This window comes from Noviherbaspirillum saxi (genome assembly GCF_003591035.1).
Taxonomy (GTDB): domain Bacteria; phylum Pseudomonadota; class Gammaproteobacteria; order Burkholderiales; family Burkholderiaceae_D; genus Noviherbaspirillum; species Noviherbaspirillum saxi.
This window is the reverse complement of the sequence record NZ_QYUO01000001.1, coordinates 2,197,157-2,224,025: the sequence shown is the minus strand read 5'-3', so window position 1 is coordinate 2,224,025 and position 26,869 is coordinate 2,197,157. Positions and strand designations below refer to the sequence as shown.

Here is a 26,869-nt window from a genome sequence, read left to right as displayed (position 1 = left end):
TACGGCTAACGCGCGCCGTTGTCCGTCAGCCAGCTGGTCAGTTGATCTACCGTCATGGGGCGCGCGAACAGATAGCCTTGCGCAAGCGGGCAGCCGAGTGCCTGCAGTATGCTGGCCTGGCGTTCGTCCTCGACGCCTTCGGCAACGACGGACATGCCAAGATTGCGGCCCAGCTGGATCACCATTTCGGCAATACTGCTGCCGCGCGTCGAGCTGGTGATTTCGGTCACGAACAGGCGATCGATCTTGAGACGGTCGGCCTGCAGCCGCTGCAGGTAGCTGAGCGAGGAAAAGCCGGTGCCGAAATCGTCGATTGCGATACTGACGCCGGTCTGCTTGATCTGCCGCAGCAGTTCGATCAGCACATCAGGCTCTTCCATGGCGATCGACTCGGTGATTTCAAGTTCTATCCGTGCGGCTGGCACGCCCGTTTCCCGCAAGACTTCGCGCAGCATATCAAGGAAGCGCGGATGGCGGAACTGCACCTGAGAGACGTTCACCGACATGGTGAATTCGCTGAAGCCGAGACTCTGCAGTCGAACCAGTTCCTGGCAGGCAAGGCGCAGAACCTGCTCGCCGATTTCGATGATGAGGCCAGAAAATTCCGCGATCGGAATGAAGCGGTCCGGCGGGATGAATGTGCCGTCCTTGGTCTTCCAGCGCAGCAGCGCTTCCGCTCCTACCGGACGTCGGGTGACCAGATCGATCTGCGGCTGGTAGACGACGAACAATTCCTTTTCGTCGAGGGCGGTGCGCAGGGCACGCATCATTCGTACCCGTTCGCGGATATCGACGCCCATGCTGCGCGTGAAAAAAAGATGACCGGCGCGCTGCATTAGCTTTGCCCGCTTGAGCGCGATATCGGCATCCTTCAGCGCATCAGCGCCTATGCCGTCATAATCCACGAGCCTGACCAGGCCGGCGGTTGCCGACAGCTGGATTTCCTGGCCATCGATATTGAACGGACTCTCGAACAATTCCAGCAGCGTGGCCGGACTGACCAGTGCCGCATCGCCGAGGACGCCAAAGGTATCGCCGCCCACACGGCTGACCGTCAACCGGCCGCCTAGCCGGGTCTGCAAACGCGCGGCGACCCCCAGTAGCAGCAGATCGCCGAACTGGTGTCCGAGCGCGTCGTTGGTCTCGGAGAAATGATCAATGTCGACAAGCGCCAGGGTCGCGTCGCACCGGGTCGCCGCAGTCAATGCTTCGTCGATCAATTCGCGCAGGCGTGTACGGTTCGGCAGCTTCGTCAGCGGATCGTAGAACGCATGATTTTCAAGCCTGGTGACCAGCAGCACGTTGTCGAGACCGACCGCGATATTGCGGCAAAATACTTCGGCGAGGCGCTGGTCGATTTCGCAGAGCGGACGCCGCACGTCGAGTATCGCGGCAAAATCGCGATTGGCATTGCCTCCGAGATAAAGGGCGATGCAGTCCGAGCCATAAATGTTGCGGCGTTCGGCGAGCGCGCGTCGCAACAGATCGCCGCCATGGGCGTTGAACAGGTTCCGGCGATCGCCCTGCGCGACGCTCGCAAAATTGCCGGAAGCGGCGACGATAGATAGTGTGCAATCATGGTCGACGTCATGCTCCTGTGTGCATAGCAAGCCGTTGGGGTCGAGGTCGAGCAGTTTTGCGACTTCCGCGAGTACGCCGGACGCAAAGTTGGCCAGTCCGTGCAGCGACATCAGTTCAGTGGTGGCACGAACTATCCTGTCGAGACCGCGCCGGCCGGCGTTGATCGCACAGATCTGCTCATACGAACGAATGGCGGCGGTGACTGTGGTGTACAGCTTGATGCGGGTCAGTTCGGATTTGGTTTTGTAATCGTTGATGTCGAAATCGCGGATGGCATCGATCTCGGGCGCATAGCCCGGTTGGCCGGTGCGCAGGATGATACGGACTTCGCTGAGTTTCAGGACTTCGCGTATGTGGCGTACCAGCTGCAGGCCGGCGTCGTCCTGCTCCATTACCACGTCTAGCAGAATGACCGCGATATCGCGTTCCAGCGCAAGCAGTTCGCGCGCCTCGCCAGCCGAATACGCGTGGACGAATTCGAGCGGCCGGTGCTGCATTTCCAGGTTGCTCAGCGCAAAAGTCGTGGCGGAGTGCACATCGGTATCGTCGTCGACGATCATCACACGCCAGACGCTCCGGGTGTCGGGCACCTGCGACGCGAAAGGCAAGACCGGCGTTTCTTCCAGAAATACGAGATCGTCGTCGGTCGACGTACCCGATCTGCTCATCGTTCTCTCCAGCATCCAGGATGTCTTGCCTGGAAACAGTATGTCGATAAATCCATGGACAAAGATACGATATTCAAAAGGCCACTGTTGCCGATGTCGCCGGTTTGCGAAAAACGCCGAGCGGCTTTTGCCGGTCAGACTTACCAGAACTCAACTTCTGAGGAATGTTGCATGATATTTGAGTGATGCGCAATCGCAAGATGATTGTTTAATAGCATTACACCAAGCTATTCCCTTATATGTCGCAAATCGACGGCAGAGGGGTTGCCATAGCATGTCAAAGCTTCAACTTCATGGCAGCATTGCCGCGACGTATTGCTTTTTCAACGAATCGTCAGAGCGATAAGCTAAAATCCATACTTTCGCATCTATCTCTTTCCCATCATGTCCGGCAATACATTTGGCACTCTCTTCACCGTCACCACTTTTGGCGAATCGCACGGCCCGGCGATTGGCTGTGTGGTGGATGGATGCCCGCCGGGCATGGAACTGTCCGAGGCGGATATCCAGCCGGAACTCGACCGTCGCAAACCCGGGACTTCACGTCATGTGACCCAACGCCAGGAATCCGACACGGTTGAAATCCTGTCGGGTGTCTATCAGGGCAAAACAACCGGCACGCCGATCGCTCTGCTGATCCGCAACGAGGACCAGCGCAGCAAGGATTACGGAAACATCCTCGATACCTTCCGGCCCGGCCATGCCGACTATACGTACTGGCATAAGTACGGCATTCGCGATCCGCGTGGTGGGGGGCGATCTTCGGCACGGCTGACCGCACCGGTGGTCGGCGCCGCAGCGATTGCGCGCAAATGGTTGAAGCAGCAGTACGGCACGGAATTCCTGGGTTGCATGAGCCAGCTCGGCGGCATCGAGATTCCTTTCGAGTCCTGGGATCACGTGCCCAACAACCCGTTCTTTGCCGCCAATGGCGCGGTCATACCGCAGCTCGAGGAATACATGGACCAGCTGCGCAAGGACGGCGATTCCTGCGGTGCGCGCATCGACGTGGTGGCGCGCAATGTCCCGGTGGGGCTGGGCGAACCGATTTATGACAAGCTCGATGCCGATATTGCGTTTGCGATGATGGGTATCAACGCGGTAAAGGGCGTGGAAATCGGCGCGGGCTTCCGCTCCATCGCACAAAAAGGCACCGAGCATGGTGACGAACTGACGCCGGCAGGATTTGCGACAAATAACGCCGGCGGTGTTCTTGGCGGGATTTCGACCGGGCAGGACATCACGGTATCGATTGCGATCAAACCGACGTCCAGCATACGTACGCCGCGCCATTCAATCGACAAGGCCGGCAATCCCATCAATGTCGAAACCTTCGGGCGGCACGATCCCTGCGTCGGTATCCGCGCGACCCCGATTGCGGAAGCCATGCTTGCGCTGGTGCTGATGGATCACGCATTGCGTCACCGCGCGCAGTGCGGCGACGTGCATGTCGATACGCCGAAGATTGCATCGCACATCGGTTAGGGCGGTTGAGGGAGCGTCCCCGGCACGGGGCGCTGCCCAGTCTCCATATGCGCGATTCCTTCGTGCAGCTACGCTATCAGCTTGAAAAATCGTCACGTGCAGCCTACCTCCTGGCCAAGGCAGTCCTTCGGCTTTGCTTTTTTCTTTTTTGCGTACTACGGCTATGTCGGCGTATTTTCGCCCTATGCAAGCCTGTACTTTTCGGAAAAGGGACTGAGCGCCGCCCAGATCGGTATTCTCATGTCGCTGATGCAGGTCATGCGCATTTTCGGGCCCAATCTGTGGGGCTGGGTGGCCGACCGCCACCAGCAACGGGTTACGGTGCTACGTATCACGGCCATTGCGGCTGCCACGGCTTTCATCGGCATCTTCATCGGCCAGACCTTTGCCCAGCTGTTTCTGGCCATGGTTGCGGTCAATCTGTTCACCAGCGCGCAAGGGCCATTGTCCGAAGCCTTGATGCTGTCCGAAATGCGCGGCGACCTGACGCATTATGGCCGGCTGCGCCTGTGGGGGTCGGTCGGTTTCATCCTGAGCGTGACTATCGCCGGTCCTTTTCTTGATCGCTACGGCATTGGCTTGCTGCCATGGCTTGCGCTGGGATTGCTGCTGATGGTGCTCGCGGCCAGCCTCAAGATGGAAGAAACCGCGCATCCCGACGACGCAAAAGAAACACCTTCGGTCATGGCCTTGCTGCGCAAGCGGGAAGTGCTGGCCTTTTTTGTTTCGACTTTTTTGATGATTGCGGCCCATGCGTCGCTTTACGTCTTCTATTCCCTGTATCTGGCGCAAATCGGTTACAGCAATACGGTGATAGGCTTGATGTGGTCACTGGGCGTGGTGGTCGAGATTATTTTCTTCTTTTATCAGGCGCCGCTGTTCCGTCGTTTCGGTGTGCGGCGGCTGATGATCGCCAGCCTGTTGATCGCCGTGGTGAGATTTCTGATGATCGGATTTGGTGCCGAGTCGCTGGTGCTGCTGCTGATCGCGCAGGTGCTGCATGCTGCAACTTTCGGGGTGCACCATTCGGCATCGGTGGTGACCATGCAGCGCTGGTTCGCCGGTCCGCTGCAAGCCAGCGGGCAAGCCTTGTACACGAGTATTTCCTATGGTTTGGGCGGAACCCTGGGAGGCCTGATTTTGACCGGTCTTTGGGATACATTCGGCTCGCATGCAGTCTATTTGGTGGCGGCAATATTTTCGCTGGGCGGTGCCGTAGCCGCCGTGTTGTCCTATCGCTGGCAAAACAATGAGGAGAGACAATGAAACCGGATACCCGATTGGGAATGGCGCTGAAAAGCGCATTGCTTGGCGCGAGCCTGATGACGCTGATCGCATGCGAAACCGTGCAGACAACCCAGGGCGGCGTCGTGGGTGTCAATCGCGAACAAAAAATGGCGGTTGCGCCGGAAGCGATCGAGCACGCGGCGCGGGAACAATACGGGCAGTTGATCGCGCAGGAAGGGCAGAAGGGCACGCTGAACCGGAACGCGGCGCAGGTATCGCGCGTGCGCGCGGTGGCCGGACGCATCATTTCGCAGGTGGCTGCTTTCCGGCCGGATGCGCGCAACTGGGCTTGGGAAGTCAATGTACTGACCTCTCCCGAAGTGAATGCCTGGTGCATGCCTGGTGGAAAAATGGCGGTCTACACCGGCCTGCTCGAAAAACTGCAGGTTACCGATGACGAACTTGCAGCGGTTATGGGCCATGAAATTGCCCATGCACTACGCGAACATGCGCGTGAACGGGCCTCCGAGCAGATGGTTGCCGGAGGTTTCATCTCCGTCGGCGCGGCATTGTTGGGTCTTGGTGAAATCGGACAGCAAGGCGCGCAGTACGCCTATATGGGGCTGATCGGCCTGCCCAACTCCCGCAAGCATGAGACCGAGGCCGACCGTGTCGGCATCGAACTGGCCGCCCGCGCCGGTTACGATCCGCGTGCCGCGATAACGCTTTGGCAAAAAATGGGGCAGGTCGGCGGCGGCCAGCCACCGAAATTCCTGTCCACCCATCCTTCACAATCCGACCGCCTCAGCGACCTCACCGCCTATTCGCAGCGCGTGATGCCCCTGTACGAACAGGCAAAAAGAACGCGCTGACCAATACGCTTGCAACAATGTCAACAGAACGCCTGCGGCTTGCTGTCGCAGGCATTTTTCATTGGGCGCACGGCGTCGCTGCGTGGGTTTGCGTTGCACAACTATGGCATAATCGAGGACTATTTTCACCGTTTTGCGCTGCTCTGCACGCTTTCCAACATGGCCCAAACGCTCTACGACAAACTCTGGGAATCGCACGTCGTTCACACCGAGGAAGACGGCACCGCCATTCTTTACATCGACCGTCACCTGCTGCATGAGGTGACCAGCCCGCAGGCTTTCGAAGGTCTCAAGCTAGCCGGCCGCCAGCCGTGGCGCGTGTCGGCCAACCTGGTCGTCGCCGACCACAATGTGCCGACCACCGATCGCGCCAACGGCATTGCCGATCCGGTGTCCCGGCTGCAGGTCGAGACGCTCGACGCCAATGCCAAGGAATACGGCCTGACCTATTTCAGCATGCGCGACAAGCGCCAGGGAATCGTGCATGTGATCGGGCCGGAGCAGGGCGCGACGCTGCCGGGCATGACCGTCGTCTGCGGCGATTCGCACACCTCCACGCATGGCGCATTCGGCTGCCTCGCGCACGGCATCGGCACATCGGAAGTTGAACACGTGCTGGCGACCCAGACGTTGCTGGCGAAAAAATCCAAGGCCATGCTGGTGCAGGTCGATGGTGCGCTGCCTTTCGGCGTCACCGCCAAGGATATCGTGCTGGCCGTGATCGGCAAGATCGGGACTGCTGGCGGCACCGGTTATGCGATCGAATTCGGCGGCTCTACCATCCGTTCGCTGTCGATGGAAGGCCGCATGACGGTCTGCAACATGGCAATCGAAGCGGGCGCGCGCGCCGGCATGGTCGGCGTCGATGACACCACCATCAATTACGTCAAGGCCCGGCCGCTGTCGCCGGTCGGGCCTCACTGGGATCGCGCCGTCGATTACTGGCGCACCCTGCATTCGGATCCCGGCGCGAAATTCGACCTCGTCGTCACGCTGAACGCCGCCGAGATCAAGCCGCAAGTCACCTGGGGCACTTCGCCTGAAATGGTGGTGGCTATCGATGACCGCGTACCGGATCCTGAAAAGGAAAAAGATGCCGTCAAGCGCGACGCGATGGAAAAGGCGCTGGTCTACATGAACCTCAAGCCGAATACTGCGATGGCGGATATCCGTATCGACAAGGTCTTTATCGGTTCGTGCACCAACTCGCGCATTGAAGACTTGCGTGCGGCCGCTGCAGTCGTGCGCGGCAAGCAGCGCGCATCCAACGTCAAGCTTGCGATGGTGGTGCCGGGTTCCGGACTGGTGAAAGAGCAGGCTGAACGCGAAGGCCTGGACAAGATTTTCCGTGATGCCGGTTTCGAATGGCGCGAAGCAGGCTGCTCGATGTGTCTGGCAATGAACGCTGACCGGCTGGAGCCCGGCGAGCGCTGCGCCTCTACGTCGAACCGCAATTTCGAAGGACGTCAGGGGCAGGGCGGACGTACGCATCTGGTGTCGCCAGCGATGGCTGCCGCAGCCGGAATCGCCGGACACTTTGTCGATATCCGTGCACTGCGCTGATTGCGTCAGAGATGAGCGCCAGAGATATCGGGTCTTACGGGGAGTCAAAATGAAAAAACAATTCACGCTGTTCGCCGCTGCCTTGTCGGCATTCATCCTGATGGGCTGCAACACCGTGCAAGGTGTCGGCAAGGATGTGAAGAAGGTTGGCGAAGTCGTTGAAAGCGCCGCTAAACGATAGTCGAAAAAAGTCGAAAGTTGCGCCGCCAGCCTGCACAAGGGCGGCGGCCACAAGTCAGAGATCATGGATAAATTTACCGTACACGATGGTTTGGTCGCACCGCTGGATCGCGCAAATGTCGATACCGATGCCATCATTCCGAAGCAGTTTCTGAAATCAATCAAGCGTTCCGGCTTCGGCCCCAACCTGTTCGACGAGTGGCGTTATCTCGACCATGGCGAGCCTGGCATGGATAACTCGAAGCGGCCGCTCAACCCGGATTTCACGCTCAACCAGCCGCGCTACCAGGGTGCGTCCATCCTGCTGACACGCAAGAATTTCGGTTGTGGCTCGTCGCGGGAACATGCGCCCTGGGCACTGGAGCAATACGGCTTCCGCGCCGTGATTGCGCCAAGCTTTGCCGACATCTTCTTCAATAACTGCTTCAAGAATGGCGTACTGCCCATCGTGTTGAGCGAGATGCAGGTTGACCAGCTGTTCAATGAAGTCAAGGCCTTTCCGGGATTCCGCCTGGTCGTCGACCTGGAAAACCAGGTGGTCCGCACGACCAACGGCAGCGCCAGCTACGCGTTTGAAGTGGATGGCTTCCGCAAGTACTGCATGCTCAACGGCCTTGACGATATCGGCCTGACACTGCGGCAGGCGGACAAGATCCATGCATTCGAAGAGCGGCATATTGCGGCAAAGCCCTGGCTGGCAAATACCATCTGAGCGACCCCCGATCAATCAATCCAACAAGACAAATGAAAATTGCAATCCTGCCGGGTGACGGCATCGGTCCCGAAATCATTGATCAGGCGGTCCGCGTCCTGAATACACTCGATGAAAAATTCGAGATGGAAACCGCGCCGGTGGGCGGCGCCGGTTACGAGGCGCATGGCCATCCGCTGCCGGAAGCCACGTTGAAGCTCGCCCAACAAGCCGATGCGGTATTGTTCGGCTCGGTCGGCGATTGGAAATATGACAAGCTGGACCGTGCACTGCGGCCCGAGCAGGCCATTCTCGGCTTGCGTAAAAATCTGAACCTGTTCGCCAACCTGCGTCCGGCGATTCTTTATCCGGAACTGGCAGGCGCATCCACACTCAAACCCGAGATCGTATCCGGCCTGGACATCCTCATCATCCGCGAATTGACGGGTGATATCTATTTCGGCCAGCCGCGTGGCGTACGCACTGCGCCGGATGGCGCGTTCAAGGGCGAGCGTGAAGGGTTTGACACCATGCGCTACGCGGAGTCGGAAATCCGGCGTATTGCGCATGTGGCATTTCAGGCGGCGCGCAAGCGCGACAAGCGTCTGACGAGTGTCGACAAGGCCAACGTACTGGAAACCTTTCAGTTCTGGAAAGACATCGTCACCGACGTGCACAAGGAATACCAGGACGTTACACTGGACCACATGTATGTCGACAACGCGGCGATGCAATTGGTCCGTGCGCCGAAGAAATTCGACGTGATTGTCACCGGCAACATGTTCGGCGACATCCTGTCCGATGCGGCAGCAATGCTGACCGGCTCGATCGGCATGTTGCCGTCGGCGTCGCTGGATGCAAACAACAAGGGTTTGTACGAGCCGTCGCACGGGTCGGCGCCGGACATCGCCGGCAAGGGCGTCGCCAATCCGCTGGCCACTATTTTGTCGGCTGCGATGATGCTGCGCTTCTCGCTGAACAAGGCGGAACAGGCCGACCGTGTCGAAAACGCGGTCAAGAAAGTATTGGCGCAGGGATTGCGCACACCGGACATCTATGAGGAAGGCACGACCAAGGTCGGCACTCAACAGATGGGCGACGCCGTGGTAAAGGCATTAGGGTAATGAGTTATCTTTTATTGATGGGCACTTGAGGGAGAAAATTGTGAAGTTAGTAGGCCTGGTGGGTTGGCGTGGTATGGTGGGCTCGGTCCTGATGCAGCGCATGCAGGAAGAGGGCGATTTTGCTCATATCGAACCGGTATTCTTTTCGACTTCCAACGCTGGCGGCAAAGCCCCGGCAATGGCGAAAAACGAAACCACACTCAAAGACGCAAACAATATTGATGAACTGAAAAAATGCGACATCATTATTACCTGCCAGGGCGGTGACTACACGACCGAGATTTTCCCGCAGTTGCGCAGCGCCGGCTGGAACGGTTACTGGATCGATGCGGCATCGACCCTGCGCATGAAGGATGATGCGATCATCATCCTCGATCCGGTCAATCTGAACGTGATCAAGGACGCGCTCAAGCGCGGCGTGAAGAACTATATCGGCGGCAATTGCACGGTCTCGTGCATGCTGATGGGCCTGGGCGGTTTGTTCGATCACGATCTGGTCGAATGGATGACTTCGATGACTTATCAGGCAGCGTCCGGCGGCGGTGCGCAGCATATGCGCGAATTGCTGACCCAGTTCGGCTCGATCAACGCCGAAGTCAAGGCCTTGCTCGACAATCCGGCATCCGCGATTCTTGAAATCGACCGCAAGGTGCTCGCCAAGCAGCATGCTATGAGCGCCGACGAGACCAAGCAGTTTGGCGTTCCGCTCGGCGGCAACCTGATTCCTTGGATCGACAAGGATCTTGGCAACGGCGTGTCGCGCGAAGAGTGGAAGGGCGGCGCAGAGACCAACAAGATTCTCGGTCGCGGCGAAGGCTTCGGTGCGTCGGCGAAGGCCGCGATTCCTGTCGACGGCCTCTGCGTGCGCATCGGCGCGATGCGCTGCCATTCGCAGGCGCTGACCATCAAGCTGAAAAAAGATGTGCCGCTGGATGAAATCGAAGGCATGCTTGCCGCCAGCAATCAGTGGGCTAAAGTGGTGCCGAACAACCGTGAAGCCTCGATGAAAGACCTGACTCCGGCAGCAGTGACAGGCAGCCTGACCATTCCGGTTGGACGTCTGCGCAAGATGCAGATGGGCGGTGAGTATCTGTCCGCGTTCACCGTGGGTGACCAGTTGCTGTGGGGCGCGGCTGAACCATTGCGCCGCATGCTGCGCATCGTTCTCGACAACTAAGGCTGTAATACCAATCCCAACCCATAACGTGACATGAAAGCGAGTCTTTTTCCGTCTGCCTGCGTTGCACTCGTCGTCAATAGCACCGCTATTGACTCCTCCTGCGCCTTGCCAGTCGAAAAAATCCATCGATTTCATTTGCCATGTTACAGATCGGGATTGGTGTAACTTAAGCAGCCTGTAGCATCGGGATGCAGACTGGGGCTTGATGAATGCCGGTGTTCGCCGGTAGTTCGTCAAGCCCCAGTTGTGTTGCCAATCGGCAACAACGCAGATGAGTTATATATAGAGATACAGAGAGAGATACAGAGCGATATGCCGGTTTTGCGTCAGTTGGCAAATTGCTTACACTTGCGTGCCTAAGTCCATGATGATATGGTGAAAGTTCCCTCGATCAATATTACATTGGCGCGGTGATTTTACCTCTGCCAGACACGCAAACGGATTGCCCCCTATGCCATCAAACATGCATTCAAATAAACGCCCCTCGGGCTTGTTTACTTTGAAAACGCTCAGCGCTGCTGTTGCGACTGCGCTCCTGTTTTCCAATGCGTACGCCGCTGGACTCGGCAAGCTGACTGTCCTGTCATCGCTGGGGCAACCTTTGCGTGCCGAGATCGAGTTGACTTCGGTTTCGCGCGATGAGCTCGGTTCGCTGGCAGCCAAACTGGCATCGGCTGAAGCATTTCGACAGGCTGGCATCGATTACACCCCGGCATTGGCTTCCTTGCGCTTTGCCGTCGAACAGCGCGGCGAACGCCAGGTCATTCGTCTGACCTCCGCACAGCCATTGAACGAACCTTTCGTCGACATGCTGCTGGAGTTGTCGGGGCCGAATGGAAGATTGGTACGCGAATACACATTCCTGCTTGATCCCGCAGACCTGCGCACCACGCAAAGCGCACAGGTTGCGCCGGCGCGGGTTGCCATTCCTGATTCAAGCGTCTCACGCGCACCACAAAGCACACGTTCGTCACAGTCTGTTACACAATCCAGTCCGGCCCCGCGTAACGTGCCTCAGGCTGAAGCGCCCTCCCGGGCCGAGCGACCAGTTGCACCGCCTCCGGTCGGATCCGTCCAGGATACAGCGTCGGGAGACTACAAGGTACGTAACGGCGACACGCTTGCGAAGATTGCGACCCAAGTGAAGTCAGGCGGCGTCTCGCTGGACCAAATGCTGGTTGCCTTGCATCAGGCTAACCCAGATGCCTTCGTCGGCCAGAACATGAATCGCCTGAAAGCCGGCCAGATTCTGTCGGTTCCAAGTGCCGAGGTAGCTCGAGGCGTCAGCAATGCCGAAGCGCGCAATATCGTCGTCGCGCAGGCTGCCGACTTCCAGAATTACCGTAGCAAGCTCGCCGGCCAAGTGGCATCCTCCGCGCCGCAAAAATCCACCGAAAATCGCCAAAGCGCAGGTGGCAAGATTACCGCCAAGGTGGAAGAGCGCGCCACGCCGGCTTCCGAATCCAAAGACAAGCTGACGCTGTCGAATGCGGCGCCGACGGCCACTGCCAATGCCGACAAGGCAGCCGGTACCGCTTCGGCCGAAGATCGCATTGCGAAGGAAAAGGCCATCGCCGACGCCAATGCCCGCGTCAAGGAACTGGAAAAGAATGTCAGTGAATTACAAAAGATTCTTGAGGTAAAGAACAAGAATCTGGCCGACCAGCAAAAGCAGGCCGACGCCACCAAGGTCGAAGCTAAACCGGCGACGCCGGCCCCGGCAGCATCAACTCCTTCTCAAGCAGCCGCGCCAGCCGCACCGGCGTCCGCCACAGCAGCTCCCTCAACTGAAGGGACTGCTGTGGTCGCAGCAACACCCGCCGCATCCGCAACGCCGCCCGCGCCAGCAGCTGAAAAACCGGCCGAGCCCACGGCGGAAAAACCTACCGCCCCAGTTGTCGCAAAACCGAAACCCGTAGCGCCGCCACCACCGCCGCCAGAACCGAGCTTCCTTGAAAGCCTGACTGAAAACCCCATGGCCCTGCCGGGTCTTGGTGCACTGCTCGTAGCGCTTGGCGCGCTCGGCATTTATCGCGCCCGGCGTCAGAAGCAGGACAAGCAGTTCGAAGACAGCATCATCACCGATTCCAGCCTGAAGGCGAATTCCCTGTTCGGCTCCACCGGCGGTCAAAGTGTCGATACCAACAACAGCGTATTCAATTCCAGCTTCTCGCCGTCGGCTAGTCAGCTCGATTCCAACGAGGTGGACCCGGTCGCCGAGGCCGACGTGTACATCGCGTATGGCCGCGATGCACAGGCCGAAGAAATCCTGAAAGAGGCCTTGCGCACCCAGCCCGAGCGCCACGCAGTGCGTGTGAAGCTGCTGGAAATCTATTCGAATCGCAAGGATTTGCGCGCGTTCGAAGTGCTCGCCACCGAATTGTATGGCCTGACCAAGGGCGAAGGCGACGAGTGGGCGCAGGCTGTTGCGCTTGGTGTCGGCATCGATCCGAACAATCCGCTGTATGCGAGCGGCAAGGATGGCAAGGCGGGCTCGGACGACCAATCTGCCGGCGGCCTTGTTGCGCCGACGCAGCCTCTGGATGAACAAGGCCTAGCGACCTTGCTGTCGACGACGCAGTCCGACGCCAACACGCTCGATACAATCAACTCGCTCGAAACCGACACCTCGTATTTCAGCAATACCGCTCTGGCGAGCGATACGCAACTTGATGCGACACCGGCACCGGCGGCTGAAGTGGCTCCGGCCACGGCGAACGATCTCGATTTCGAACCGATGGGGGAAGCCGAACTGGAGAAGGTGACTTCGAAAGCGACGACCTCGAACGAACTCGATTTCGACCTTGACGGCTTGAACATGCCGGAAATGGCGGTGCCGAACACGATTCCCCGTCCGATCGCAATGGAACCGCCGGCCGCCCTCGCATCGATCGATTTCGACTTCCTGGACACGCCGGCAGCAGAATCCAAGGAAGAAGCAAAGCCTGAGTCGCTGGATGACTTCAGCGTCAATCTGACGACGGAAGCGCCGCTCCAGCCCGAGCCGGTCGATATTCCTGAAATCAAGGACCTCGAATTCTCGCTCGACGATGCAATTTCGTCGACCGACGCGCCGATCGAGCCGCAGGTGCAGAATATTGAAACAGCCGCCGCAGAACGGCCATCGCTGGAAATCGATATTCCGGAACTGGAAGATATTCCCGCAATCCCGGAGGCAAAGGCTGAATCTGCGCCAAACGATCCGCTCGACTTTGACCTGTCCGACATCAGTCTTGAATTGAATCCGGTTGAGCCGGCAGCCACGACCGATACCGACTTCGACGTCTCGCTGGAGTCGCTCGGCGAGGCACCGAGCCTTGAAGGTGCAGGTGACGAATCCGGGTTCATCAGCGCGGAAATGGCTACCAAGCTCGACCTTGCGATCGCCTATCAGGAGATCGGCGACAAGGAAGGAGCACGCGAACTGCTTGACGAAGTGCTGAAGGGCGGTACGCCCGAGCAAAGCGAAAAGGCCAAGTCGCTGTTGCTGGAACTCGCATAAGCTAGAACAACTTGAAAGAACGGGCGCGGCATTGCCGGCGCCCGTTTTGTTTTTTGGATCATTGTCGATCTGGAGTGGAATTGAAACGGATAGTGCTCGGCGTCCAATACGATGGCGCTCCCTGGCATGGATGGCAGACGCAACCTTCCGGCGGGACCGTGCAGGATACGCTGGAGAGAGCGCTCAAGCGCTTCGCCCTGGTGGATATAGCAACCACTTGCGCAGGACGTACCGACGCCGGCGTGCATGCGTTGGAGCAGGTCGTTCATTTCGATACCGAACTCCATCGCGATACCTTTTCATGGGTGCGCGGCGTCAATACATTTCTGCCCCCATCGATAGCGGTGCGCTGGGCGACCGAAGTCGCAGCGGACGGGCTCGATGCATTTCATGCGCGCTTCAGCGCGACGGCGCGTACCTATCATTACGTGCTCTATAACCATCCTGTGCGCTCGCCGTTGCTGGCCGGCAAGGCGGGATGGGTATTTCGTCCGCTCGATGCGGACCGCATGCAGGAAGCGGCAACGCTTCTGATCGGCACGCATGACTTTTCCGCATTCCGCGCCGCAGAATGTCAGGCGAAATCTCCGGTCAAGACCATGCACGATATCCGCGTCACTCGGCGCGGCGACCTGATCATTTTTACGCTGACCGCCAGCGCTTTTCTCCATCACATGGTGCGCAATATTGTGGGTTCCCTGATCATGATTGGAAATGGCAATCAGCCGGTGGAATGGCTGGCCGGAATACTCGCCGGCAAAGACAGAAGCCGTGCCGCGCCGACCTTCATGCCGGACGGCTTGTATCTTGCGAAGATAAGCTACGATGAAAAGTGGGGGCTGCCCCAGGAAACGGGTGCGGCTATACCCTGGTTATAAGAGTCACGGGGACATGAGGCGCGCAGCGGATGACGCAGGCGCATAATACGCATCATTCCAGTAATTACCTTGCAAAATTGTTCATGACGCACCGAACCCGAGTAAAAATTTGCGGCATCACCCGTTCCGAAGACTTGCAGGCGGCGATCGCAGCCGGAGCAGATGCCATCGGCCTGGTTTTTTACGACAAGAGTCCGCGCTTCGTTTCGGCAGAGACGGCCGCCAGTCTGTTACCCGCCATTCCCCCGTTCGTTACCTCGGTTGGCCTGTTCGTTAACGCGACAAGCGAAGAAGTAATGGCTATCGTCGGCACGGCGCCGGTATCCATGCTGCAATTCCATGGCGACGAAACGATAGATCAATGCTGCCATGCGGCCAAAGCCGTGAACCGGCCGTTCATGCGTGCGATACGCATGAAACCCGGTATGACAGGCGCTGATTTGCTAGAATACGAGCACAGTTACCGCGCCGCGAGCAGGCTCTTTTCAGGGATTCTGCTCGATGCCTTTGTCGACGGCTATGGCGGTGGTGGAAAGGTTTTCGATTGGTCTCTCATTCCAAAAGAGCTCGCGCCTCGGGTCGTTTTGAGTGGTGGCTTGAGCGTGCAAAACGCCACTGAAGCAGTGCTTCAGGTCCGGCCGCATGCCGTCGATGTCAGCAGTGGCGTCGAACTGTCCAAGGGCATCAAGGATCCCGTCAAGATCAGCGAGTTCATCCGCGCCGTACGCGCTGCTGAGCATGGTTGATGCACGGCGTGCGGTCATTCGGCAAGCGATGGCTGTGTAAAGCTTCCGATCCGGTCCTCCGGTCCTCCGGTCCATATCCCGCCTGTTACCTTTACGCTATTTTGAAGACTGGAAGCCCGCGCGCACGATGCGCCGCTTCCTTCGCGAATGAAAGAGAACACCATGAAAGAACTGAACGCGCTGGAAAACTACGCCGAGCGCCAAGCCATGACCACGACCGCCTTGCATCAGGCGGCTCGTTACAACCTGCCTGACTCGCGCGGGCATTTCGGTCCTTACGGCGGCACCTTCGTATCGGAAACGCTGACGCATGCGTTGACCGAACTGAAAAACGGCTACGCCCATTACCAGAACGATCCCGATTTTCTGGAAGAATTCGAACGGGAACTGAAGCATTTCGTCGGGCGTCCCAGCCCGATCTACCATGCGCGCCGCTGGTCCGAAATGATGGGCGGCGCCCAGATCTACTTCAAGCGCGAAGATCTCAACCATACCGGCGCGCACAAGATCAACAATGTCATCGGCCAGGCGCTGCTTGCCAAGCGCATGGGTAAGCCGCGCGTGATCGCCGAAACCGGCGCAGGGCAGCACGGCGTGGCGACGGCCACGATCTGCGCGCGCTTCGGCCTGGAATGCGTGATTTACATGGGTAGCGAAGACGTCAAGCGCCAAGTGCAGAACGTGTACCGGATGGAATTGCTCGGGGCGAAAGTAGTGCCGGTCGAGTCCGGCTCGAAAACGCTCAAGGATGCGCTGAACGAAGCCATGCGCGACTGGGTGACCAATGTGGAAAATACCTTCTACATCATCGGCACAGTTGCAGGCCCGCACCCGTATCCGATGATGGTGCGCGATTTCCAGTCCGTCATCGGGAAGGAGTGCCTGGTGCAAATGCCGGAAATGACAGGCCGCCAGCCGGATTACGTGGTCGCCTGCATAGGCGGGGGTTCGAATGCGATGGGCATTTTTTATCCGTATATCGACCACAAGGACGTGCAGCTCATTGGCGTCGAAGCAGCTGGCGAAGGCCTGTCGACCGGCAAACATTCCGCGTCGCTGATCGCGGGCTCGCCGGGCGTGCTGCATGGCAACCGAACCTATCTGCTACAGGACGAGGACGGCCAGATCATCGAAACGCATTCGGTATCGGCCGGTCTGGATTATCCGGGCGTCGGCCCCGAACACGCATGGTTGAAGGATGCGGGCCGCGCGCAGTACGTGTCGATCACCGATGACGAAGCGATCGAAGCCTTTCATAACTGCTGTCGGATCGAAGGCATCATCCCCGCGCTGGAATCCAGTCATGCGCTGGCCTATGCCGCAAAATTTGCCGCTACCTTGCCCAAGGATAAAATCGTGCTCGCTAATCTGTCGGGGCGTGGTGACAAGGACATGCATACGGTGGCCGAGCGGATGAAAAAGCAGTTCTGAAATCTGCTCCGTGACATTCCGCACGGCAGGTCCATGCAACCTGAAAAGAGCCGCGACGGTCAGCCATCAAAAAAGAGTAATTCCTGACCGTTGATGCGGTGCTACAACCTGATAAGAAGCCACTACCATGTCCAGAATCAAGAATACCTTGACCGCGCTTGCCGAGAATAAGAAAAAGGGTCTCATTCCTTTCATTACCGCTGGCGATCCCGCACCCGACCTGACCGTTCCACTGATGCACGCGTTGGTTGCCGGCGGCGCCGACATTATCGAACTCGGCGTCCCGTTCTCCGATCCAATGGCAGATGGTCCGGTTATCCAGAGAGCATCGGAGCGCGCCTTGGCAAATGGCGTTGGCATGCGGCACGTATTGCAATTCGTGCAGGAATTTCGCACGACCAATCAGAGCACGCCGGTGGTACTGATGGGATATGCAAACCCGATCGAACGCATGGGAGCACAGGCATTTGTCGAAGCCGCCAAAACCGCTGGAGTCGATGGCGTACTCGTCGTCGACTATCCGCCGGAAGAGTGCGAAGACTTTTCCACGCTGATGAAGACGAACGGCCTCGATCCTATCTTCCTGCTGGCCCCGACCTCGACCGACGAGCGTATCGAGCAGGTTGGCAAAGTGGCAAGTGGCTATGTGTATTACGTTTCCTTGAAAGGCGTGACCGGGTCAGGGCATCTCGATCTGGGTGCCGTTGCTGACAAGATCCCGGCGATCAAGAAGCACGTCAAGGTGCCGGTGGGGGTGGGATTTGGCATTCGCGATGGCGCAACAGCCAAGGCAATCGGCTCGGTATCGGACGCCGTGGTCATCGGCAGTCGCATTATCCAGGAATTGGAAAATACGCCGCGCGAACGCGCTGTGGAAGTAGTGCAGACGTTTATTTCCGGTATTCGCCAAGCCCTTGACGAGATCAAGTGACATATTTGCCACTGAACCGGAAAGAACCAGACCATCGGCCGATATTGGCGGAAGGCAAGGTGAGCGGTACAATGCCGCAACAAAATCGAGATGAGGTCACATGAGCTGGCTTGAAAAATTGCTTCCCCCGCGGATTCAGCGTTCCGATTCCGCAACCCGCAAATCGGTGCCTGAAGGCTTGTGGGTAAAGTGCCCGTCCTGCGAAGCCGTGCTATACCGCACCGACCTGGAATCCAATATCCATGTCTGCCCGAAGTGCGATCACCATATGCGCATCCGCGCGCGGGAGCGACTCGATGCGCTGCTCGACGCCGGCGGCCGCTATGAAATCGGCCAGGAAGCCTTGCCCGTCGATTCGCTCAAGTTCAAGGACAGCAAGAAATATCCCGATCGCCTGAAGGACGCGATGGAAGCCACCGGCGAAACCGATGCGCTGATCGTCATGGGCGGTGCCATCATGACCCTGCCGGTCGTTGTCGCCTGCTTCGAATTCGAATTCATGGGCGGCTCGATGGGTTCGGTCGTCGGCGAAAGATTCGTACGCGGCGCACAGGTCGCGCTGGAGCAGAAGGTGCCTTTCATCTGCATCACCGCAACCGGTGGCGCGCGCATGCAGGAAGGCTTGCTGTCGTTGATGCAAATGGCAAAAACGACATCGATGCTGACCAAGCTGTCCGAGAAAAAGCTGCCTTTCATTTCCGTGCTGACCGATCCGACCATGGGTGGCGTATCTGCTTCGTTCGCTTTCATGGGCGATGTCGTGATTGCCGAGCCCAAAGCCCTGATCGGTTTTGCAGGTCCGCGCGTGATTGAAAACACTGTGCGTGAAAAACTGCCGGAAGGTTTCCAGCGCGCCGAATTCCTGGTGCAAAAGGGGGCCGTCGACATGATTGTCGACCGTCGCAAGATGCGTGAAGAAATCGCCCGCCTGCTGGCACTGCTGCAGAACCAGCCGGCAGAAGTGCTGGCCTGATCGCCGCATGAACCAGACAGCCCGGACTGCAGCAAGGTCCGGGCTTTTTACTTTCAGCCATACGCCATTACATTCTCATGCAAAGCCATCCCACCACACTGTCCGGCTGGCTCAGCCTGCTCGAAACCATGCATCCCAAGGCAATCGACATGGGACTGGAGCGCGTCGCGCAGGTGAAAGACCGGCTCGGCATTCATTTCGACTGCCCGGTCATCATCGTCGGCGGCACCAACGGCAAGGGTTCCACCTGTGCGATGCTCGAAGCGATCCTGATGCAGGCCGGCTATCGCGTCGGCGTGTATACCTCGCCGCACCTGATCGATTTCAACGAGCGCGCGCGTGTTCATGGCGAGCCGGCGACCGACGACGCGCTGGTCAACCAGTTCGCGGCGGTCGAAGAAAAGCGCGGCGATGTATCGCTGACATATTTCGAATTCACCACGCTGGCCATCATGCGCCTGTTCGCGCAATCCGGACTGGATGCGGTCATCCTTGAAGTGGGTCTCGGCGGCCGCCTCGACGCGGTCAATGTGATCGACGCCGACGTTGCCATTGTCACCAGCGTGGACATCGACCATACCGAATACCTCGGCGACACGCGCGAAAAAATCGGTTTCGAAAAGGCCGGTATTTTCCGTCCGGGCCGCACCGCGATCTGCGGCGACCCGGTCCCGCCGCAATCGCTGATCGATCATGCGAAGGCGATCGGCGCGGACCTGTGGTTGTTTGGCCATGATTTCAATTATTCGGGCGACAAGCAGCAGTGGAACTACGGCGGCCGTGCGCAGCGCCGCAACTCCTTGGGCTATCCCGCGCTACGCGGAGCGAACCAGTTGTTGAACGCCTCCGCCGTGCTGGCCGCGCTGGAAGCCTTGCGCGACCGTCTGCCGGTTGGTGCCCAGGAAGTGCGCACCGGTCTGGCCCTGGTGGATCTGCCGGGCCGGTTCCAGGTGCTGCCGGGCCGTCCTGCCATCGTGCTGGACGTCGCGCATAACCCGCATGCCGCTGCGACCCTGGCGCAAAATCTCGACAACATGGGTTTTCATCCCTATACCTATGCGGTGTTTGGCGCGATGCAGGACAAGGACATCGACGGCATCATCGCGCACCTCAAGGACCGGGTCGATCATTGGTGCCTGACCGACCTGCCGCTCCCCAGGGCGGCCAGTGCCGACTACATCAGGAAAAAGCTGGCCGATGCCGGCATCGTGCCATGCACCGAGGCAGGGAAGGAATGTACGGTAGAGACATTCGACACTCCTGCGACCGCTTTTGAGAATGCACGAAGTAGAGCAGGGGAGAATGATAGAATTGCGGTTTTCGGATCCTTCCTCACCGTGGCCGGCGTCATGGAGGCGAGAAGAGCCGAAGGACAGCGTTGAAACGATAATCTTTTTTCAATGCTGCCGTTGAACTCACCGACCGACTTCACTTTTATCGCATGAGCTTGTTATCGTTCCTTCGTAAAGACAAGCAGGAATCCACCTCCGAAGACACCGCGTTTTATTCGCGCGCCGAGGAAGAGTCGAAGGCCGTCCGCAGCCGCAAGCGTCGCACCGGCAAGCAGGACGCACAGGGCGAAGCACGGGTCGATCCGGTTTTACCTGAAAAAAAACGTGCCCGTCGTCGCCTCATCGGCGCTGTGGCACTTGTGCTCGGCGCGATTATCGGCCTGCCAATGGTCCTCGACTCCGAGCCGCAGCCGGTCGCCGACGATATCGCGATCCAGATTCCATCCAAGGATAAACCGGCTCCTGCGCCGGTACGCCGCCCCGATGCGGCGGCCACGGATTCCAAGGTCACCGCCTCCGCGTCGCTCGATCCGAAGGAAGAAGTGATCGAATCGACCACAGCTCCCGCTGCCGCGCCCGCGACGGCAGAGGCAAATGCCGCATCGCCGAAGCCTGATGCCGTTCACACCGTCAAAGTACAAGAAGGCCCAAAGTCCGACGACGCGGCAAAACCCGAGCAGCTCAAGCCGGACACACCCACTTCGGCTCTCACCAAGGCCGATATAAAACCTGCAATCAAACCCGAATTGAAGTCTACGGAAAAACCCATCGATAAGACCGCCGACAAGACGGCAGAGAAAGCCGCTGAAGCCGCGCGCGCAAAGGCGCTGCTTGAAGGAAAGACCGATCCGGCGCTGATTGAAAAAAAACCCGCAAAATTTGTCATCCAGGTAGCGGCACTTGCGACCAAGGAAAAGGTCAATGAGTTGCAGACCAAGCTGAAAGATGCCGGTATTCCATCATTTACGCAAAAAGTCACCACTGAAACAGGCGACCGCACGCGAATCCGTGTCGGACCTTTTGCCAACAAGGACGAGGCAGAAAGAATCCGCGCAAAAATAGTCAAACTCGGACTCAATGGCACGCTGGTGCCGGCTTGATTATTGCCGACTGTGACCGTATTTGATTACCTGGTGATATTCGTGCTGGTGTGCTCGATCGTGATTAGCACCCTGCGCGGTTTGGTCAAGGAAATATTGTCCCTGCTGAGCTGGATTGTGGCGTTTGTCATCGCCAATGCCTATGGCGAAGAACTTGCCGTCTTGCTTCCGGACGTGATCCCTGGCAACACCACGCGTCTGATTGTGGCATTTATTGCGCTGTTCATCGGCGTGAGGCTGTTGATGGCATTGTTAACCTTGGCGATCGATGCGGTGATCAAGGCCAGTGGGTTGACGCTTGCCGATCGCGGCCTGGGCGGACTATTCGGTTTGGCGCGGGGCGTGGTGATCGTCCTTGCCTTTGTTTTGCTGTGCGGCATGACTGCGATACCGCAGCAGCCGTTCTGGAAAGAGGCCTTGTTCAGCCCGCTGGCAGAGACAGCGGCGCGTACCGTCAAGCCTTTCCTGCCGGGCGACATGGCCCGGCATGTAAGCTTTTGAATTGTTCTAGTTGAGGAGTCCACCATGTGTGGCATTGTTGGCGTTGTATCTCATGGCCCGGTTAATCAGTTGATCTATGATGCGCTGTTGCTGCTGCAGCATCGCGGTCAGGATGCCGCGGGTATTGCAACCAATCACGGCAATACGTTTTCGATGTACAAGGCCAACGGTCTGGTACGCGATGTATTCCGCACTCGCAACATGCGTTCGCTGCCCGGCAATGCGGGTATCGGTCAGGTCCGCTATCCGACGGCCGGGTCGTCCAGCGAAGAAGAGGCGCAACCGTTTTACGTCAATGCGCCTTTCGGCATCATCCTTGCGCACAACGGCAACCTGACGAACTGGGAACAGCTCAAGATCGAGATGTTCAAGAACGATCGCCGGCACGTCAACACCGATTCCGATTCGGAAGTCTTGCTGAATGTGCTCGCACACGAAATCCAACAGGCGACCAGCGGTTACTCGCTCGATCCTTCGGCCTTGTTCAAGGCGGTATCCGTACTGCATACCCGCGTGCGCGGGTCCTATGCGGTGGTCGCCCAGATCGCCGGCTACGGTTTGCTCGCATTCCGCGATCCTTACGGCATTCGCCCCCTGTGCATCGGCTTCAACGATACCGAAAAAGGCCCCGAGTATATTGTCGCCAGCGAATCGGTTGCGCTGGAAGGCCTGGGCTTCCGCTTCCTGCGTGATGTGCTCCCGGGCGAGGCGATTTTCATCGACCTCGACGGCAAGCTGTACAACCAGCAATGCGCGGAAAATCCGGTGCTCAATCCCTGCGCATTTGAATTCGTCTACCTCGCACGTCCTGATTCGGTGATTGACGGTGCATCCGTCTATGCATCGCGGCTGAAGATGGGTGAATACCTGGCCGAAAAGATCAGGCGCCAGTTCTCGTCCGGCGATATCGACGTTGTGATGCCGATTCCCGATTCGTCGCGGCCAGCCGCGATGGAACTCGCGCTCAAGCTCAATCTGGATTATCGCGAAGGCTTCATCAAGAACCGCTACATCGGACGAACCTTCATCATGCCGGGGCAGGGATTGCGCAGGAAGTCCGTGCGCCAGAAGCTCAATGCGATCAGCAGCGAGTTCAAGGGCAAGAGCGTTCTGCTGGTCGACGATTCCATCGTGCGCGGAACGACCAGCCGCGAGATCGTGCAAATGGCACGCGACTCCGGCGCCAAGCGGGTGATCTTTGCTTCAGCTGCGCCGCCGGTGATGTTCCCGAATGTCTATGGTATCGACATGCCGACGCGGAACGAACTGATCGCCTATGGCCGCACCGAAGAAGAGGTATGCCGCGAAATTACCGCCGATGCCCTCGTCTACCAGGATGTCGAATCGCTGAAGCGCTCGATCTCGGACATCAATCCGGCGCTCAAGAACTTCGAGGCTTCCTGCTTCGACGGCATCTATGTGACTGGCGATATCTCGCGCGACTACCTCGATCGTATCGAGTTCGTGCGTAACAATCCGAAGCCTGAACTGGAAGATGCGGTGCGTTCGCAACTGAACCTGAATCTGGCGCGGGTGGATTAAGCTCGTACTAAGTCCGGAAAACTGCATGCAAGCCCGTCGGCGTGTTTCGCCGGCGGGCTTTTTTATCACCGCAGGCACCCGCCCCCGACGCCAGTGGCAACAATAGCTCGCGTCAACAATCATTTGCAATGCATATGTTGTCTCAGGCCGCATGCCATAAGGGCGTGCCGCCATGTAAAAATGCCCAATGACGTTTGAGGCCATCGGGCATTGAGAAATATGAAACAGTATTGTTTGGCAGCTGGTGGGACGTGGCCCTTTTGTTCTTAGTTGTTTTGGTACTTTTCGTAATACTCTTTATTGTTCCAGCCGGACTCATCACCACTGTAACTCTCATGGTCTGGATGGCCAGGGTCGACCCGAGGATCATAGTACAGAGTCTCTGGTCCGTCGCCAGTCTTCTCCCATACTTTTTTCTCCAAATTCCATTCTATAGTCATAACCCCGTTCGCGCCGGTGGCTGTCCACTTGACTTTTTCCGGATCGCGAGTTTTGGCGACATTAAGGTCTAGTGGTGTCCCGTGGTCCCCAAGCGGAGTCCACCCTTGCGTATTCGAGCCATCCAGTGTGTAAACTCCAATTGGTGTTGCTGTCCCGGCTTGGTACTTCTCGTAGTAATTTTTATCGTTCCAGCCGGACTTTTCGCCGCTGTAATTGTCAGAGTTAGTCTTGTGCCGAGGGTCGTAGTATAAAGTATCGGATCCTTTATTCTGCACCCATACTTTTTTCTCCGGATCCCAACTTATAGTGTTATTAGGATCGCTGGCGTTCTTCCACGTGACTGTCTCGGGGGCAAGCTTCGAGGCGGCTTCCGGCGTTATCTTCTGGCCGTCTACATAGGCGTCCCACCCTTGCGTCGTGCCATCAGGATTGAAAATTCCAAATGGCGTTGCTGTATTTGTGTTCGTCGGATCATGGCTGTCGTTGTCATTATCGACACTTGTTGTAGTTTCGTCGTCTCTCCAGCCGTCCACCGAATCTGGATGGTCGGGGTCATAAACCTTAGTCTTATAGCTCTTGTCAACGCCCCCCGAGCCGTCTGGGTTTTTGTTTTTGAACTCTATATATTCCTTATTCTTAGAGTCATAGGTCCATTGGACGCCATCATTCTTAAGCCAGTCGACCTCTGCGTCAGTAAGTTTCGAGGCTTCCTCGTCCGTTAGTTTCTTTCCGGTCTTCGAATCAATGGCGGTCCAGTCATCGCTTCCGACAACTCCCTCTGGTGGATGTATCGAGCCTGTCATAATTGCAATCCCTGTTAAAGAATGGTAAGGCGTTCTAGATTGAGTCGGGGGCAAGGATTTCTTCCCGCCTGCACCTTGTGAGTGGCTTGAATTCTTAAAGCAGTTCCGTGGCAGGTTGTTGAAATTCGTTCTCATATTCCGGTGTGCAAGCCCACCGGCATTTCGTGAGCGGCTTTTTTCGTTATCGCTTGCCATCGCGCTCTTGAACCGAGCTCAATGTTTTCTCAACAGCGACGCAAAATCCCGCGCTGGCAAGGGTTTGCTGAAGAAGTAGCCCTGCATTTCATCGCATTGATGTTCGCGCAGGAAAGCAACCTGTTCTTCGGTCTCTACGCCTTCGGCAATCACCTTCAGGTTCAGACTATGGCCTAACGAGGTCACGGTGCTGGTAATCGCCGCATCATCCGCATCGGTGACGATATCCCGCACGAAGGACTGGTCGATCTTCAATTGGTGCAGTGGAAAACGCTTCAGATAACTCAGGCTTGAATACCCGGTGCCAAAATCATCAAGGGAAAGTTGAACACCCAGGTCTTCCAGTTCCTGCAGCTTGGTAATGAAGAGTTCGGCGCTGTTCATGACCATGCTCTCGGTCAGTTTAAGCTGCAAGTGTTTTGCATCGAGGCCCCAAGACTCAAGCGCACTGGCGATAGAGTCGACCAGATCGTCCTGGTTGAACTGACGCGCCGACAGATTGACGGACACGCTGATCGGTGGCAGCCCTGCGTCCTGCCAGGCCTTGTTCTGCGCGCATGCGGTATTGATTACCCATTCGCCGATCGGAACGATCAGGCCGATTTCTTCCGCCATGGGAATGAAGCGTGTCGGCGACACCATGCCGCGTTCGGGATGATGCCAGCGGATCAAGGCTTCCGCGCCGATGATGCGGCCCGACCTGGTGTCGACCTTGGGCTGGTAAAACAGCTCGAACTCCTTGCGCTCAAGCGCACGGCGCAAAGCGCTTTCCAGTTCCGCGCGCTCCAGTGCGTGCTCGCTCATCTCTCGTGAGTAGAACTGGAAAGCGTTGCCATGTTCTTCCTTGGCGCGGTACATGGCGGCATCGGCGTTGCGCAGCAGGGACTGAATGTCCTCCGCGTCATCCGGAAAGATGGTCGCGGCGATCAGCACTTCGCCAAGTACACCGGCATCGAGCCGGGGGCGGAGCAGTTGCGCTACCGTTGCCTCATCCATGCCGCGAGTTACATAGTGGTGTATGTGCTTCCCGTCGTCGGAAAGGATGCCGATCGCAGAATAGCGGGCCACACAAATATCCTGCACTACACGGCAGCTGCTTGCCAGAAGCTTTTGCGGTTCGCGCTCCCCCGTCAGTTCGATGCCAAGCTCGATCAGAGCGGTCAGTCGCAGGCTCACTGCCTGCAGGCTTGATAGCGCATTTGACAGCCGCTGGACCACCTGCTGCAAATCTTCTACATCGTTACCTATGCTTTCCTGTTTTTCCGCATACTCGGAGACGAATTGACTGCTGCTCTCGAGTTCATCAAGATATCCGCTTAATTGTCCATCCAGCCCGGAGCGTGTTGCCGATTCGGGTATTGCGGCGGGTGCTGGCGTCTTCCTTATCGCATGGTTTGGCTGACCAAGCGCTTCATGCACGGTCTTCAGGATCAGTTCCGGGGCGGACGGCTTGGGCAGTATCCAGCGCACGCCGCAGGCCAGCGCCATGATGCTGGCTTCGCGTTCGTGATAGGCAGCGGTATAAAAGATCACAGGGGTCGCGGAAAACGACGGCAGCCCGCGCAGCCTGGTGACGAACTCGTATCCGTCCATGTTGGGCATCAGGATGTCGGCAATGACCAGATCGGGGCGCTGTTCGCGGGCCAGTGCGAGCCCGTCTGCGCCATTTGCTGCTTCCAGCAGACGGTGGCCGCCGTGCCCAAGCAAAACCATAAGAAATTGTCGATTAAGGACATGGTCGTCAACGATCAGTATGGTCGCCATCCAGACTCCTGTTGTTTTTCCGGATCCCGGTACGATGCCGGTTGTCGCCAGCACACCACCTTGCGTGGTCAAACGCCTTCGAGCGATAGACCGTCGATTTCAGGTTTGCCGGATTGCCTTCAGCGAGGAGAATCCTTGCGCTCCGAACCGGCTTGTGAATCTCAATTGTCCTTCAAGTAGCCTTGTGGACTTTTGACTC

Annotated in this window: 21 protein-coding genes; 18 read left to right on the top strand and 3 right to left on the bottom strand. The window is 57.8% G+C overall.

What is annotated here, in order from left to right; all coding sequences use genetic code 11:
* Nucleotides 1-5: 5 nt before the first annotated feature.
* Nucleotides 6-2,249, bottom strand: coding sequence for a two-component system response regulator (locus D3871_RS10350; RefSeq protein ID WP_233575571.1), 2,244 nt, complete (start codon nt 2,247-2,249; stop codon nt 6-8).
* Nucleotides 2,250-2,633: 384 nt separating this feature from the next.
* Here D3871_RS10350 and aroC point away from each other — a divergent pair, with 384 nt between their 5' ends.
* The 18 genes from aroC (at nt 2,634) to purF (ending at nt 23,467) form a co-directional block, all read left to right on the top strand.
* Nucleotides 2,634-3,734, top strand: a complete 1,101-nt coding sequence (aroC, locus tag D3871_RS10345) for a chorismate synthase (protein WP_119768814.1) — start codon at nt 2,634-2,636, stop codon at nt 3,732-3,734.
* A gap of 81 nt (nt 3,735-3,815) precedes the next feature.
* Nucleotides 3,816-5,000, top strand: coding sequence for an MFS transporter (locus tag D3871_RS10340; RefSeq protein ID WP_233575570.1), 1,185 nt, complete (start codon nt 3,816-3,818; stop codon nt 4,998-5,000).
* On the top strand, nt 4,997-5,833 hold the full coding sequence (locus D3871_RS10335) for a M48 family metallopeptidase (protein WP_119768812.1): 837 nt from the start codon (nt 4,997-4,999) through the stop codon (nt 5,831-5,833). The genes D3871_RS10340 and D3871_RS10335 overlap by 4 nt, the downstream gene beginning before the upstream one ends.
* A 159-nt stretch (nt 5,834-5,992) precedes the next feature.
* Nucleotides 5,993-7,396, top strand: coding sequence for a 3-isopropylmalate dehydratase large subunit (gene leuC, locus D3871_RS10330; RefSeq protein ID WP_119770012.1), 1,404 nt, complete (start codon nt 5,993-5,995; stop codon nt 7,394-7,396).
* A gap of 49 nt (nt 7,397-7,445) precedes the next feature.
* A complete protein-coding gene (locus tag D3871_RS10325; protein ID WP_119768811.1) occupies nt 7,446-7,577 on the top strand; it encodes an entericidin A/B family lipoprotein in 132 nt (43 codons plus the stop codon).
* Nucleotides 7,578-7,640: 63 nt separating this feature from the next.
* Nucleotides 7,641-8,288, top strand: a complete 648-nt coding sequence (gene leuD / locus D3871_RS10320; RefSeq protein ID WP_119768810.1) for a 3-isopropylmalate dehydratase small subunit — start codon at nt 7,641-7,643, stop codon at nt 8,286-8,288.
* A 32-nt stretch (nt 8,289-8,320) separates the two neighbouring features.
* Nucleotides 8,321-9,391: a 3-isopropylmalate dehydrogenase gene (leuB, locus tag D3871_RS10315; protein WP_119768809.1), complete on the top strand. Its 1,071-nt coding sequence runs from the start codon at nt 8,321-8,323 to the stop codon at nt 9,389-9,391.
* A 40-nt stretch (nt 9,392-9,431) separates the two neighbouring features.
* On the top strand, nt 9,432-10,568 hold the full coding sequence (asd, locus tag D3871_RS10310) for an aspartate-semialdehyde dehydrogenase (RefSeq protein WP_119768808.1): 1,137 nt from the start codon (nt 9,432-9,434) through the stop codon (nt 10,566-10,568).
* 466 nt (nt 10,569-11,034) lie between these two features.
* Nucleotides 11,035-14,073 (top strand): motility hub landmark protein FimV, encoded by a 3,039-nt coding sequence (locus D3871_RS10305; RefSeq protein WP_119768807.1) that lies wholly within the window; start codon nt 11,035-11,037, stop codon nt 14,071-14,073.
* An 80-nt stretch (nt 14,074-14,153) separates the two neighbouring features.
* Nucleotides 14,154-14,951, top strand: coding sequence for a tRNA pseudouridine(38-40) synthase TruA (truA, locus tag D3871_RS10300; protein ID WP_119768806.1), 798 nt, complete (start codon nt 14,154-14,156; stop codon nt 14,949-14,951).
* 29 nt (nt 14,952-14,980) lie between these two features.
* A complete protein-coding gene (locus D3871_RS10295) occupies nt 14,981-15,697 on the top strand; it encodes a phosphoribosylanthranilate isomerase (RefSeq protein WP_274381720.1) in 717 nt (238 codons plus the stop codon).
* 162 nt (nt 15,698-15,859) lie between these two features.
* Nucleotides 15,860-17,128: a tryptophan synthase subunit beta gene (trpB, locus tag D3871_RS10290; protein ID WP_119768805.1), complete on the top strand. Its 1,269-nt coding sequence runs from the start codon at nt 15,860-15,862 to the stop codon at nt 17,126-17,128.
* A gap of 127 nt (nt 17,129-17,255) precedes the next feature.
* Nucleotides 17,256-18,059, top strand: a complete 804-nt coding sequence (gene trpA / locus D3871_RS10285) for a tryptophan synthase subunit alpha (protein WP_119768804.1) — start codon at nt 17,256-17,258, stop codon at nt 18,057-18,059.
* 100 nt (nt 18,060-18,159) lie between these two features.
* Nucleotides 18,160-19,032, top strand: a complete 873-nt coding sequence (accD, locus tag D3871_RS10280) for an acetyl-CoA carboxylase, carboxyltransferase subunit beta (protein ID WP_119768803.1) — start codon at nt 18,160-18,162, stop codon at nt 19,030-19,032.
* Nucleotides 19,033-19,109: 77 nt separating this feature from the next.
* Nucleotides 19,110-20,414 (top strand): bifunctional tetrahydrofolate synthase/dihydrofolate synthase, encoded by a 1,305-nt coding sequence (gene folC, locus D3871_RS10275; RefSeq protein ID WP_199724752.1) that lies wholly within the window; start codon nt 19,110-19,112, stop codon nt 20,412-20,414.
* A 59-nt stretch (nt 20,415-20,473) separates the two neighbouring features.
* Nucleotides 20,474-21,424 carry an SPOR domain-containing protein gene (locus D3871_RS10270; RefSeq protein ID WP_119768801.1) on the top strand — a complete coding sequence of 317 codons (951 nt, stop codon included), beginning with the start codon at nt 20,474-20,476 and terminating at the stop codon, nt 21,422-21,424.
* 12 nt (nt 21,425-21,436) lie between these two features.
* The gene (locus tag D3871_RS10265) at nt 21,437-21,925 is read left to right on the top strand and encodes a CvpA family protein (protein WP_119768800.1); all 489 of its coding nucleotides are present in this window, start codon (nt 21,437-21,439) and stop codon (nt 21,923-21,925) included.
* 24 nt (nt 21,926-21,949) lie between these two features.
* On the top strand, nt 21,950-23,467 hold the full coding sequence (gene purF / locus D3871_RS10260; protein ID WP_119768799.1) for an amidophosphoribosyltransferase: 1,518 nt from the start codon (nt 21,950-21,952) through the stop codon (nt 23,465-23,467).
* 266 nt (nt 23,468-23,733) lie between these two features.
* On the opposite strand, the gene D3871_RS10255 is transcribed toward purF, so the two are convergent.
* Nucleotides 23,734-24,906: a hypothetical protein gene (locus D3871_RS10255; protein ID WP_147376771.1), complete on the bottom strand. Its 1,173-nt coding sequence runs from the start codon at nt 24,904-24,906 to the stop codon at nt 23,734-23,736.
* 18 nt (nt 24,907-24,924) lie between these two features.
* Nucleotides 24,925-26,670, bottom strand: a complete 1,746-nt coding sequence (locus D3871_RS10250) for an EAL domain-containing protein (RefSeq protein WP_119768797.1) — start codon at nt 26,668-26,670, stop codon at nt 24,925-24,927.
* Nucleotides 26,671-26,869: the final 199 nt, after the last annotated feature.